This window comes from Bradyrhizobium hereditatis (assembly GCF_020329435.1).
In the GTDB taxonomy this organism is placed as follows: domain Bacteria; phylum Pseudomonadota; class Alphaproteobacteria; order Rhizobiales; family Xanthobacteraceae; genus Bradyrhizobium; species Bradyrhizobium hereditatis.
Genome location: NZ_JAGKJK010000010.1, coordinates 69885 through 83261 on the forward strand (window position 1 = coordinate 69885; position 13377 = coordinate 83261).

The 13377-nt window shown below is 62.2% G+C and carries 10 protein-coding genes; 3 read left to right on the top strand and 7 right to left on the bottom strand.

The window, feature by feature from the left end:
* Positions 1-4: 4 nt before the first annotated feature.
* Positions 5-1396 (bottom strand): aminobacteriohopanetriol synthase HpnO, encoded by a 1392-nt coding sequence (gene hpnO / locus J6524_RS23110; protein ID WP_225674756.1) that lies wholly within the window; start codon positions 1394-1396, stop codon positions 5-7.
* 102 nt (positions 1397-1498) lie between these two features.
* On the opposite strand from hpnO, the gene J6524_RS23115 reads away from it, so the two are divergent.
* The gene (locus tag J6524_RS23115; RefSeq protein ID WP_225674758.1) at positions 1499-2191 is read left to right on the top strand and encodes a DUF2147 domain-containing protein; all 693 of its coding nucleotides are present in this window, start codon (positions 1499-1501) and stop codon (positions 2189-2191) included.
* Here the strand turns inward: J6524_RS23115 and hpnN are convergent.
* Positions 2159-4750: a hopanoid transporter HpnN gene (hpnN, locus tag J6524_RS23120; RefSeq protein ID WP_225674760.1), complete on the bottom strand. Its 2592-nt coding sequence runs from the start codon at positions 4748-4750 to the stop codon at positions 2159-2161. The two genes, J6524_RS23115 and hpnN, sit on opposite strands and share 33 nt — an antisense overlap.
* Before the next feature lie 440 nt (positions 4751-5190).
* Between hpnN and ispH the strand changes: the two genes are divergently transcribed.
* On the top strand, positions 5191-6120 hold the full coding sequence (gene ispH, locus J6524_RS23125) for a 4-hydroxy-3-methylbut-2-enyl diphosphate reductase (RefSeq protein ID WP_225674762.1): 930 nt from the start codon (positions 5191-5193) through the stop codon (positions 6118-6120).
* A gap of 68 nt (positions 6121-6188) precedes the next feature.
* A complete protein-coding gene (gene hpnH / locus J6524_RS23130; RefSeq protein WP_225674764.1) occupies positions 6189-7349 on the top strand; it encodes an adenosyl-hopene transferase HpnH in 1161 nt (386 codons plus the stop codon).
* 102 nt (positions 7350-7451) lie between these two features.
* Here the strand turns inward: hpnH and J6524_RS23135 are convergent, their stop codons facing one another.
* The 5 genes from J6524_RS23135 to hpnC all read right to left on the bottom strand — a co-directional run bounded on the left by J6524_RS23135 (position 7452) and on the right by hpnC (position 13308).
* Positions 7452-8201, bottom strand: coding sequence for a phosphorylase (locus tag J6524_RS23135; RefSeq protein WP_376712064.1), 750 nt, complete (start codon positions 8199-8201; stop codon positions 7452-7454).
* The gene (shc, locus tag J6524_RS23140; protein ID WP_225674768.1) at positions 8198-10177 is read right to left on the bottom strand and encodes a squalene--hopene cyclase; all 1980 of its coding nucleotides are present in this window, start codon (positions 10175-10177) and stop codon (positions 8198-8200) included. The genes J6524_RS23135 and shc overlap by 4 nt, the downstream gene beginning before the upstream one ends.
* 157 nt (positions 10178-10334) lie before the next feature.
* Positions 10335-11594 (bottom strand): hydroxysqualene dehydroxylase HpnE, encoded by a 1260-nt coding sequence (hpnE, locus tag J6524_RS23145; protein ID WP_225674770.1) that lies wholly within the window; start codon positions 11592-11594, stop codon positions 10335-10337.
* A complete protein-coding gene (gene hpnD, locus J6524_RS23150) occupies positions 11594-12433 on the bottom strand; it encodes a presqualene diphosphate synthase HpnD (protein ID WP_225674772.1) in 840 nt (279 codons plus the stop codon). Before hpnD ends, hpnE begins: the two co-directional genes overlap by 1 nt.
* Positions 12430-13308 (bottom strand): squalene synthase HpnC, encoded by an 879-nt coding sequence (gene hpnC / locus J6524_RS23155; protein ID WP_225674774.1) that lies wholly within the window; start codon positions 13306-13308, stop codon positions 12430-12432. The genes hpnD and hpnC overlap by 4 nt, the downstream gene beginning before the upstream one ends.
* Positions 13309-13377: the final 69 nt, after the last annotated feature.

Genomic DNA, 13377 nt, shown 5'->3' on the forward strand with positions numbered 1-13377 from the left:
GCGACTACGCCGACTTCCTGACCGCGTTGTCGACCAGCGTCTTGCCGAGCGACCAGATCGCGCCGGGCACCTTGTGGCTGGCGGCGATGACATCGTCGAACGCCTTCTCGATCCAGGTGCAGTCTTCCTCTGATATCACGAGCGGCGGCAGCAGCTTGATCGTGTGGCTGCCGTGCCCGGAGACTTGCGTCAGGATCTTGTGCTCCTTGAACAGCGGCACGGTGATGAGCTGGCAGAACAGCCCCTTGTTGGCGGTCTCCAGGAGATTCCACGACGCCTTCAGCTTCAGCGATTTCGGCGGACCGAACTCGATGCCGATCATCAGTCCCTTGCCGCGCACTTCCTTCAAGAGCTCATAGCCCGGCACCATCCGCGTCAGCGCAAGCCGAAGCTCCGCGCCGCGCTTGGCGGCCTGCTCGACCAGCTTTTCCTGCTTGATCACATCAAGCGTCGCGATGCCGGCAGCCATCGCCAGATCGTTCTTCGAGAAAGTCGAGCCGTGCACGACCGCGCGATCCATCTGGTTGAAGATCTTGTCGAAGATGGACTTGCGCGTGAGCAGCGCGCCGACCGGCACGTGGCCGCCCGACAGCGCCTTGGCCAGCAGCACCATATCAGGCTCGATATTCCAGTGCTCGACCGCGAGGAATTTTCCGGTGCGGCCGATGCCGGTCTGGATTTCGTCGGCGATGAAGATGGTGCCGTACTTTTTACACAGCGCGAGCGCACCGGGGAGGAATTCATCGGTGGGCAGGTTGACGCCCTTGCCCTGGATCGGCTCGACGATGAAGGCCGCGACCTGGCGCGAGGACAACGCCCGTTCCAGCGCCTCAAGATCGTTGAAGGGAATCTGCGTGCACCCGGGCAGCACCGGCTCGAAGCCGCTTCGGAAATTGGCATCGTCCATCAAAGATAGCGCGCCGTAAGTCAGGCCATGGAACGAATGCGAGCACGAGACGATGCCGGGGCGGCCGGTCGCACCGCGCGCGAACTTGATCGCGGCCTCGACGGTCTCGGCGCCGGAATTGGAGAAAAACACCTTGTCCAGATATGGCACATGTTCGAGCAGGCGTTCCGCCAGCACACCTGCGAGCGTCGAAACGTCGAGTTGCACCAGATTGGGGAAATCGGCATCAAGCACGCTTTTCAGCGCGTGACGCAGCGCCGGATGGTTGCGGCCAATCGCAAAAACGCCAAATCCGCTGAGTAGATCGAGATAGCGGGCCCCCTCACGATCGTACAGGTATGGACCTTGACCCTTCTGAAAGCCCACATCGTAGCCGATGGTCTTCAGCACCCGGACGAGTTGCTCATTGAGATGACGCGCATGCATGGAACTGCGTTGCGCCTGCCGCTCTACAAACAGCTCGGAAACGTCTAGATATGAATCTGGCATTGGCTACATACGTCGGTTGATGGCCGTCTCGTCAACTGAAAACACTCAATGCGGCGTTTTGACCCCCGCCTTGGATCATCTACTTAAACATAGGTTACACCCATGTTGCACTGCCCAAGAACTGTCGCGCGTACAATAGTTTATTCGGGAATCTTTTTGGCCACAGGTCTAAATGCGGCGCTCGCCGCCGATCCGACCGGTGACTGGAAGGTAGCCGATGGCGTGGCCAACATTCGTGTCGCCCAATGCAGCGGCAGCATGTGGGGTGTCGTAGCCTGGGAAAAGGTGCCGGGCGGCAAGGACAAGAACAATCCTGATACCTCCAAGCAGAGCCGACCGACGCTCGGCATGCCTATCCTGATCGACATGAAAAAGAAGCCCGGCGTCGATGCCTGGGAAGGCCAAGTCTACAACGCCAAGGACGGCCAACTCTACAGCTCGACGATCAAGCCTGTCGGCAACGACCAGCTTGAGATTCAGGGTTGCGTGCTCGGCTTCCTCTGCGGCGGCGAAACCTGGACCCGCGTCGGGCCGCCGATTCCCTCAAGTCCCGCCAACAGCATGGCCAAGGGGGCGCCGAAAGGTGCACCGGGTGCTGCACCAAAGAGCAACGCACCGACGACTGCGGCACCGGCTCCTGCGCCGGCAGCACCAAAGACCACGGGTGCAGCCAGTCCCGCACCCGCAAACCCTGCGCCCAAGGCCGCGCCGGGTCAGAAGCAGGCGACCGCCGCCCAGCCCGCTGACATCGGCGACATCTGCCTATTGCCCGACATCGCGCGGTTTACCCATTAGTGCGGGCTGGAACAGCAACACCGCGGCAAGCGTGATGATGAACGACAGCGCCAGCAATTTGCCCATGCTGGCGGTGCCGGGATGACTGGATAGCCAGAGACTGCCGAATGCGGTCGCGGTCGTGAGCGCCGAGAAAAAGATCGCGCGTGTCAGGCTCGACTGCAGCAGGTTAGTTCTACCCTCGCGCCAGGCCACGACATAATAGATCTTGAATGCGACGCCGACGCCGAGCAGCAACGGCAGCGCGACGATATTGGCGAAGTTGAGCGGCAGCCCGATCAGCACGCAGAGCTCCAGCGTCACTGCGCCGGCGACCAGCAGCGGCACCATCGTCATCAGGACGTCGGTGACCCGCCGCAACGTCAGCCAGAGCAACAGGCTGATCACGACCAGCGCCCAGATGCCGGCGTGAATGAATGCCTTCACGATGGTATCGCCGGATTTGAGAATCGATACCGGTCCGCCGATGGCGTTCGGCTCGGCGGCCAGCACCGCGTCGGCAAAGCGACGGAGATTATCGTTGTCGTTGGGATCGCCCTTCGGCAATGCTTCGACACGAATCAAGCCGTCCTTTGATTTCCAGCTGTTCAAGAGTTCCGGCGGCAGCGTCTTCAGCGTGACCGGGCCGGCCTGGAGCGTGTTCCGGAGCTGGTCGAACACGATTTTGAGCGGAGCGACGAAAATGTTCTGCGCCTTGTCGCGCGTCGCCTGATCGCTGGCGGCAAGCTTTGCCAGCGCATCTGCGAGCCTCCGGGAGGCTACCGCGCCCGGCCCTTTGCCGTCGCCGGCGGTCTTGCGCAAGGCTTCGACCGAACTCTTCAACGCCTCGACATTCTCCTCATCCGACGGCGCCGCATCGACCGAATCGGGATTGAGCGCGGGCCCAACCACCCTCGCCGCCTTTGCGATCAGCTGCAGCTTCGGCGGCTGATCCTCCGGCACGAAACTGTCGATCGACATCACGCGCAGGACTTCCGGCAGTTTCGAAAGCCGTTCCTCGATCTTCTTGGCTTCGGCTTCCGAATTGGTCAGCACGTTGATGGCATTGGCGCCGGTGTTCGGATCCTTGCGCAGGTCGAGGAAGGTCGCGATCGATTCGGCGTGCGGGTTGCGCAGGTTGATCGGGTTGAAGTCGAACTTCATGAAATAGAGCAGCGGCAAGCCGGCCACGACGAGAGCCAGCGTGCCGGCAACGATGATGACGCGGTGCCGTTCGAGGAATTCGTCGACCGGTGCCAGAAACGCGTAGCCGACCGGCTCGCTTTCGCCGGGCGGATGCAGCAGCTTCAGCAACGCCGGCAGCACGGTGATGCTCGAGAAGAACGCGATCAGCATGCCGGCGCCGGCAATCTTGCCGAGCTCGGAAATGCCCTTGTAGTCGGTCGGCAGGAAACACAGGAAGCCGGCAGCCGTCGCCATCGCAGCGAGCGACAGCGGGACTGCCGAACGCCGGGCCGCGCTTTCCAGCGCCTCCGCCAGATCCTCGTTGTTCTTGAAGCGCTCGGACCGGTAGCGGACGCTGAACTGAATACCGAAATCGACGCCGAGGCCGACGAACAGCACGGCGAATGCGATCGACAGGAGGTTCAGCGAACCCACCATCATCAGGCCGACGGCGGTCGTGATCGCAAGGCCAATGAACAGGTTCACGAACACCGCGAAGATGATCTTGCCGGAGTGCAACGCCATCCAGAGAATCACGAGGACGATGAGGACCGTTGCGACGCTGTTGAGGATCGCGCCGTCCTGCACGGTCGAATATTCCTCGTTGGCGATCGGAACCGGACCGGTCAGGCGCACGCGCGCGCCATACTGGTCCGCAAATTTGAGGTCGGCCGCAGCTTGCCGGATCGCGTCGGTCGCATCCTTGCCGGGTTCGAGCACGTTGTAGTCGAGCTTCGGCTTGAACTCGATGAAGTTGCGACGATCGGCATCGGTCAGAGGCTTGTCGCTGACGAGCTCGCGCCAGGAGAAGGTCGCCGTCCCCTTGTTCAGGATGTCCTCGACCGTCTGGCTGATCAGGTTGAAGGGCCGCTCGGCATTGTCGAGCTTGACCTGCCCGCGCTTGACGCCAGCAAGCCCGGTTTCCAGCGCGCCGGTCAGGCCGCGGATCGAGGGATCGCCGGCCATGATCTCGATCAGGGGAGCTGCGGCTTCGAGCTGGCCGGTGACCTTGCCAACCTCCTCCATTGGCAGGAACAACAGCCCGTTCTTTTCGAAGAATTCGCCGGAGCCGAGCGGCTGCACGGATTCGAAATGCTTGGTGTCGCCGGAAAGCTTTGTGGCGAGCGCCTTGCTGGCGGCGCTGGCGAGCTCCGGTGTCGGCGCCTCGATGACGGCGAGTATCAGTTTTTCGCGGTCGAAGGCCTGCTCGAACTGATTGTCGCGCTGACGCCAGTCGAGGTCGGGCGAAATCAGCGTGTTGATGTCGGTGTTAATGGCGAAATGCCGGGCGGCATAGTAGGCCGCTCCAACTGCCATAAGCAGGGAGACGACAACGACGAGAGTGGCAAACCGCGTACAGGTTCTGACAATCGAGACAACAATGCTGGTCAGCACTTCGCTTCTTTCAATCTAAGGGGGCTGGGCGAAAACGCCCGCTGTCTAGCCGAGTTCCCGGCACCGATCTAATGTTGTTTTGGTCGCTTCCCGATGGTTCGAGCGAAGCGGCCAAAACGGACCGGACTGGGTGTTCAGGGGGCCGGTATAGCCCTTTCCAGTGGGCGATAAAGTGACGAACCGGTGAGGAACTGGAGGTTCACGAAAGCGATTTTTTGGTATTTAGTTACCAAAGATAGTAACCATTACGCGATCCACCCTTTCCTATCTGCACGATTTTTGACACATAGACCTGCGCTTCCATCTACTTGGGTGGGGATTACCTACGGGTTCCGATCGTGGTGCGGATATTGCAAATATCCGATGTGACCGGCCGCACGGAGACCTTCGGGTGAATTTGCGAATTCAGTAGCTGGTGCAACTTGCTTAGTGGACGTCCCATGGAAGTGTATTTAGCGCAGCCCCGCGGATTTTGTGCGGGCGTCGTGCGCGCCATCGAAATCGTTGAGCGTGCGCTCGAGAAGTACGGTCCGCCGGTCTATGTCCGGCACGAGATCGTGCATAACAAGTACGTCGTCGAAAGCCTGAAGGCCAAGGGCGCGATTTTCGTCGAGGATCTGTCGGAAGTTCCGCCGAATGCGGTTACCGTGTTCAGTGCCCACGGCGTGGCCCGCAGCGTCGAGGAAGAGGCGGCTGCCCGCGGCCTGCCGGTCCTCAATGCCACCTGCCCTCTGGTCACCAAGGTTCATAACCAGGGCAAGCGGTACATGTCCAAGGGGCGGACCCTGATCCTGATCGGGCATGCCGGCCACCCCGAGGTTGAGGGAACCATGGGCCAGGTTCCAGGACCGGTCCTACTGGTCCAGAGCGTCGAGGACGTGGCCTCGCTGACGCTGCCGACGGACGCCCCGGTGGCCTATATCACCCAGACCACCCTCAGCGTGGACGACACAAAGGACATAATCGCGGCCCTTCAAGCCAGATTTACAGATATTCAAGGCCCCGACATCCGGGATATCTGCTATGCGACACAGAACCGCCAATCTGCGGTAAGGGATCTGAGTAAGCTGGTGGACGTCATCTTGGTGGTGGGGGCCGCTAATAGTTCCAACTCAAACAGGCTTCGCGAAATCGGCACCGAGGTCGGCGTCGCGAGTTATTTGATTGCCGACGGGAGCGAGTTGAACCCCGATTGGCTGAAGGATGCGAAAGCCGTCGGCATTACGGCGGGCGCCTCGGCGCCCGAAGTTTTGGTCGACGACGTGATCGAGGCTTTGAGGCGTATCGGACCCGTCAAGGTGTCGGTGCTTCCCGGCCGGGAGGAGAACATCGAGTTCCGGCTTCCGGCTGAACTGACCGCGGCGAGCTGATTCACTTCATGATTCCAAGTCTGGGCTTCCCAAGCCCAGGCTGCAAAGTCCAGAAAGAAATCCCTCAAATGGCAATACCGTTCTTCAAGGAAATGCGTATCGGCAGCTACCTCCTCAAGCAGAAGCTGCTTGGCCGAAAACGCTATCCGCTTGTGCTGATGCTGGAGCCGCTGTTCCGCTGTAACCTCGCCTGCGTCGGCTGCGGCAAGATCGACTATCCCGATGCCATCCTCAACCGCCGCATGACCGCACAGGAATGCTGGGACGCGGCCGACGAGTGCGGTGCACCGATGGTGGCGATTCCCGGCGGCGAGCCGCTGATCCACAAGGAGATCGGTGAGATCGTGCGCGGCCTCGTGGCGCGCAAGAAGTTCGTCTCGCTCTGCACCAACGCGCTGCTTCTGGAGAAGAAGCTCGGCCTGTTCGAGCCCTCACCCTACCTGTTCTTCTCGGTTCACCTCGACGGCCTCAGGGACCACCACGACAAGGCGGTGTCCCAGAAGGGCGTGTTCGACCGCGCGGTCTCCGCAATCAAGGCTGCCAAGGCGCGCGGCTTCACGGTCAACGTCAATGCCACCATCTTCGACGGCCACGCTGCCGAAGACATCGCCAAATTCCTCGACTTCACCACCGAACTCGGCGTCGGCGTGTCGATGTCGCCGGGCTACGCCTATGAGCGTGCGCCTGACCAGGAGCACTTCCTCAACCGCACCAAGACCAAGAAACTGTTCCGCGACGTCTTCGCGCTCGGCAAGGGCAAGAAGTGGAATTTTATGCATTCCGGCCTGTTCCTCGACTTCCTGGCCGGCAACCAGTCCTACGAATGCACGCCCTGGGGCATGCCGGCGCGCAACATCTTCGGCTGGCAGAAGCCCTGCTACCTGCTCGGCGAAGGCTATGCGAAGACCTTCAAGGAGCTGATGGAGACCACGGATTGGGATTCCTACGGCACCGGCAAGTACGAAAAGTGCGCCGACTGCATGGCCCATTGCGGCTACGAGCCGACCGCCGCGACCGCTGCGCTGCACAACCCACTGAAGGCCATGTGGGTGGCGCTCAGGGGCGTGCGCACCTCAGGTCCGATGGCGCCGGAGATCGATCTCTCCAAGCAGCGTCCGGCGCAGTACATCTTCTCCGAACAGGTGCAGAAGAAGCTTTCGGAAATCCGCCGCGACGAGGCGGCTGCGGCCGCCGCAAAGCAGCAGGAAAAAGCCTCCACCGCCGCCTGAGCGGGATCCTGGAAAACAATGGGCCTCGGTTCTGCAGCGAACCGAGGCCCTTTTCTTTTGTTTGACGCTCTTCAAACCTGAAGGATGCCAGATTGGCCGGAATCAGATCTCCGCGGTGGCGAACGCGCCTTCGCCGCCATGCAGGAAGCCGCGGCAGCCGCGCAAGGAGCGCAGCGCGCGGTTGAAATCGATGCCGGTCGAGACCAGCGCACGCAGCGAGGTTGGATTACGCACGACCCCGCGCAGCACCTTGCCCACATCGATGTCGCCGTTCGGCTTGATGGCGTTCTTGGCGATCGCCGGAAGCGCCCGGCTGGCCGGATCGGAGATGACCCGCAGTGCCGCGAACGGCAAGCCCGCCTCGGCTGCGTAGGCCGCGGCAATATGACTTTCCATATCGACCGCTGCAGCGCCGGTCTCCGAGTGCAGCGCAGCCTTGCAGGCGGTTGCCGCGATCACCTGTTCCACGCCGGAAAGGACGCCGCGGACCACGCGCCGACGGCGCAATGCGGCACGGGCGATCATTTCCTCATTCAGCGCCAGACCGGCGAGGAACCGAGTATCGCCCGCCAGAACCTCGGTCGCCACCACCACGTCGCCCGATTTCAGCGACGGATCGAGGCCGCCGGCGACGCCGAAGGAGATGACACCCCTGAAAGTGGTAGAATCGAGCGTTGCCAGCAGCGCGCGCAATTGCTGCGGATCGCTGGAACTGCAGATCACGATCATGCCGGGCCCGGCCGCGATGCGGGCTTCCTGCACCAAACCTGTAACAATCAACACCGGCCGCCGATCGATCGAATCGCGATCAATCTGATTGTCCGCCAAGGCGGCCCCTGCCCCCAAAGTCACATTCCGACCCCTACCACCCTGCTGTTGGTGCTTCTCAAATTCCGGTACCGCGCCAGCGCCCAGAGCGGAAAGAATTTCGAGTAGCCATGATAACGCAAGTAAAACACCCGCGGAAAGCCTGTAGCCGTGTAACGCGCCTCGTCCCACAGCCCTTTTTCGGTTTGTGTGGTTTTTAGGTACTGCACGCCGCGCACGACTGCCGGGTTCTCCACCTCCCCGGCTGCCATTAGCCCAAGCAAGGCCCATGCCGTCTGCGAAGAGGTCGACGGGGCGACCTCATATCCCTTGTAGTCGAGTCGGTAGCTGCCGGCGTCCTCGCCCCAGCCGCCGTCCTTGTTCTGGATCGAGACCAGCCAGTCCACTGCCTTGCGAATCATCGGGTCCTGGTGGTCGACGCCTGCGGCATTGAGCGCGCACAGCACCGACCAGGTTCCATAGATGTAGTTGAGGCCCCAGCGGCCGTACCACGAGCCTTCCGCGAGTTGGGTGCGGCGCAAATAGGCGATTCCGTCCGCGACCGCCTTGTTGCTCTCGGCGGTCTCGCCGAGCTGCGCCAGCATCGAGATGCACCGCGCGGTGACGTCCTCCGTCGGCGGATCGAGCAGCGCGCCGTGGTCGGAGAACGGGATGTTGTTGAGGTAATATTCGAGATTGTTGACGTCGAAGGCGGCCCAGCCGCCGTCGCGGCTCTGTAGTCCCTCGATCCACTCGCGGCCGCGCGCAATGGCCGCATCGTATTCCTTGCTGCCGCTCTGCCGGCGCACGCGGTCCATCGCCATGACCACCACGGCGGTGTCGTCGAGGTCAGGATAATGCGCGTTGTTGTACTGGAATGCCCAGCCGCCCGGGCGGACATCGGGCGCCTTCACCGCCCAGTCGCCCTTGAGGTCGAGCACCTGCCGCGGCTTTAGCCAGTCGAGGCCCTGCTTCATTTTCGCAAGCGTGTCGTCGCCGCCGGCTTCCGCCAGTGCGTGGCAGGTCAGCGCGGTGTCCCACACTGGCGAGACGCAGGGTTGGCAATAGGCTTCGTGCTCGCCGATCACGAGCAGCTTGTCGATGCCTTTGCGGGTGATCGCACGCGGCGGATAATCCGGCCCCTTGCCGAGCGCATCATACATCATGACGATGTTGGCCATCGGCGGATAGATCGCGCCCATGCCGTCCTCGCCGTTGAGGCGCTCTTCGGTGAAGCTGAGCGCGGCATCGATCGCGCGCTGGCGCAGCTTCTTCGGAAACAGCGGCTCGACGACGCGCAGGATCCTGTCGAGCGTGCTGAAGAGCGTGTACCAGCCCCAGCTCTGATGCGGCGCCTTCTTGTTCATGCCGACCGATTTGGGATCCTGCAGGAACAATTCGTCGATGCCGACGCCCTTGGGGTTCTTTGCGAGCGGCTTCAGCGCCGCCAGCACCATCAGCGGCACCATCGTGGTACGCGCCCAGTAGGAAATCTTGTTGATATGGAACGGCGACCACATCGGCAGCAGCATGATCTCGACCGGCAACACCGGCACCGCGCGCCAGCTCAGCACGCCAAAGAAGGCGAGCAGGAATCGCGTGAAGACGTTGCTACCGGCCGCACCGCCGCGCGAGCGGATCGCCTCGCGCGCGCGCACCATGTGCGGCGCATCGATGGAATCGCCGATCATCTTCAGCGCGAAATAGGATTTGACGCTGGCGCTCATGTCGAACGGACCGTCCTGCACCAGCGGCCAGCCGCCATGATCGCCTTGCGTGCGGCGCAGATAGTTCGCGATCTTGGCTTCGAGAACGCTATCGACGGGCTCGCCGAGATAGTGGCGCAGCAGGATATATTCCGACGGAATGGTGCTGTCGGCCTCCAGCTCGAACACCCAGTGTCCATCGGATTGCCGGTAGCCGAGCAGCGCTTCGGTTGCCGAAGAGATGCTCTTCTGCAATGCGATGGGGTCGACCGTCGGGACGGAATCGACTGCAATTTTCTTGTCTATGGAAAGCATTCGCTAGACATCCCTCAATTCGCAACCGGGCTCTGTGAAGCCGGTCACGCAACGTCCTAAAGGCCCGAACGAGATGACCATTCTTCGAATAGTCATCTCGTTCTATCTCTTCATTCGAGCATGATCTTTTCGGAAAACCGGTATCCACTTTTCCGGATCATGCTCTGTGCCTCGCCAGGACCAGATCGGCGGCGCGGTCGCCCGATCGCACCGATCCCTCGATGGTTGCCGGCAATCCCGTATCAGTCCAGTCGCCGGCGAGAAACAGGTTTTTGAACGGCGTTACCGGTCCCGGCCGTAGCGCGTTCTGCTCCGGCGTCGCCTCGAAGGTCGCACGTCGCTCGCGTACAATTTGCCAAGGCGGCAATGCCGGTTCGCCCGGTAGCCCAGCGGCCTTGCAGACATCCCGCCAGATCGCCAGCGCAAGTTCTTCGCGCGGCATGTCGACGAGCCGGTCGCCGTTGCTGATGGTGACGGATAGGCGCTGCGGGAATGCAAACAACCATTCCACGAGGCCACCGACAACGCCGAGGATGGGCGCGGCATCGCGGGGCGGATCGTAGCGGAAATGCGCATTGACGATGGCGCGGAATTTCGTCGGCGTCTTAAGACCCGGCAACAACGCCGCCGCAGGACGCGGCGGCACCGCGAGCACCACGACGTCGCCCTCGCCGAGTGCAATCGTATCGCTGCCGAATTTCAATTCGCCGACGGCCTCGCCCTTCGCCGCAAATTCGCGCAGCTCGTGGCCGAACTGGATCGAGGCGCCTTTGTCCTGCAGCAGCTTGATCGCGGGCTCGACCAGAACCGCGCTGAGCCCCTCGCGCGCGATCAAGGGACGGCAGGCCTGGCCGCCCGCGAGCAGCGTCTCCCGCACGATTGCGCCGGCAAGGCCCGCCGAACCCTCAGGCGGATCGACATTGAGCGCGGCGAGCAGCAGCGGCTGCACCAGCCGCTGATACAGCGTGCCCTTGCAGGGAATCGTGTCTCCGACCAGTTTGCCCGTGCCTGCCCAGATCAGCGGCATCAAGGCGAGATAGTCGAACAGCTTAGTATCGGGGACGCGGCGCGCCTCGTCGAATACCCATAGCGGCAATTTCCCCTCACCGAGGTCTAGCAGCCAGCGTTGGCCGGTCATGATGTCGACGAAGGGAAACTGCGCGAGCTTCGGCCCGACCAGCCCGGCCTCGGTGCCGATCGATCTGGCATAGGCCCGCGCGTGATGGTTGCCGGACAACAGGAGATGGTTGCCATTGTCGATGGTGAGATTGGTGGCCGCGTCGAAATACGAGCGGCAGCGGCCGCCGGCCTGCTGCGTCGCCTCATGGACATGCACCCGGTAGCCGGCATTGGCGAGCCGCACGGCAGCCGAGAGGCCGGAAATGCCGGCACCGATAATATGGGTGTTTTTCTGCATCAGATAATCGCGTAACGGAGAAGGATGGCGATCTTCGCCCATTTGTGGACGCGGACCGGCTCGCGCGGAGCGGCAAAACCCCGAGCCAGCAACAAATCCAGAATCGCGCGGTAATATTTCGACATGATCCGCGGCGCGCGCACCACGCGGCGCGAATTGCGTTTCATGATTTCGTCGGACTTTTCAAAATGCTTCTTCGCCCGCTCAGCCAGCGGCAGGCAAACTTTCGGCAATGCGCGGTCGACGATCACGCGCTGTGGATCGTCGGTGGTGATACCGGCGAGCAACAGGCTCTCGCGCGGCAGATAGAGACGGCCGAGGCCGGCGTCTTCGTCAATGTCGCGCAGAATGTTGGTCAGCTGCAGCGCGCGGCCGAGATGATGGGCGAGCAGGATGCCGTCTTCCTCGGGCATGCCGAACACCCTGACCGACAGACGCCCGACGGCGCTGGCCACGCGGTCGCAATAGAGATCGAGCGTGGCAAGATCCGGCGCACGAATGTCCTGTGGCACGTCCATCTCCATGCCATCGACGATCGCGAGAAAATCCTCGCGCTTGAGGCCGAAGGTTTTTACCGAGGCGGCGTAGTCTTGCAGGCGCGGCGGCGGATGACCGTGATATAGCGCATCGATGTCGTCGCGCCATTGTTGCAGTGCCGCCAGCCGCTCGGACCGCGGCCCGTCGGAATCGGCGATATCATCGACCTGCCGGCAGAAGCTGTAGATCTGGAACATCGCCTCGCGCTGGCTGCGCGGCAGGATGCGCATCGCGGCATAGAATGAACTGCCTGATGCAGTGGTGCCATAATCTGCGTTGGCCGCCGCCGTCTGGATTGTCATGCGCCGGCCGCGGGTTTTGCCAGGGGGCGGCGTCCCGCCGCACGCCTGATCATTTCGCCTGCAATGGCGCCGACGCTCTGCCCGAGCAACTCGAGCTTGCTGAGATGGACACGCTCGCTGAGCGGATCCCGCACTTTGAGCATGCCAACGATCTTGTCGGCGAAGGCGTGAATCACTGATATCTCAAGCCCGAGCCGGAAATCCTTCACCTCGGCGCAGAGCGACTTGCTCTCGTTGAGCAGGATTTCGGTGCGCACCGCGAGTGCATGGAGACATTGCAGGAGCGCCGGCTGCGACTTCGCCTCGCCCAGCATCTCGACAGTGGCGCCGCTTGCGGCCAGCGCGTCGCGCGGCAGATAGACGCGGTTGAGGTTTTTGTAGTCTTTGCCGCAGTCCTGCAAATGGTTGTTGATCTGCAGCCCCGCGCACAGCGCGTCGGACGCCGCCCAGGTCGAGGTGCTCTCGCCGTGGACGTCGAGCATGAAGCGCCCGACCGGCATCGCCGAATAGCGGCAATAGTGAATGACGTCGTCCCAGTTCTCGTAGCGCAGCTTAGTGACGTCCATCCGGAACGCGACCAGCACGTCGAGCGCGTGGCGCGGCGTCATGGACCGCTCGGCCAGCGCGTGGCGCAGGCTCACCGCCTCCTTCTGGGTATCGCCCTTGCCCAATAATTCCGCCTCGAGCAGGTCGAGATAGCGCAGCTTCTCGTCAGCGCTCAGCGTCGCATGGTCGGCGATGTCGTCGGCGGTTCTAACGAAATTGTAGAATGAGAGAATCAGCGCCCGGTGACGCGGATGGATGATCCACGACGCGACGGGAAAATTCTCGTCGCGGTGGGTCTTTCCGGATCGCAGGTCGCTCGCGGTGGTCATCAACTGCTACATCAATCGGGATTGGCGGCATGCGCCGACGCTTCAGCGCATGCGGGTGATTGCGGGCCC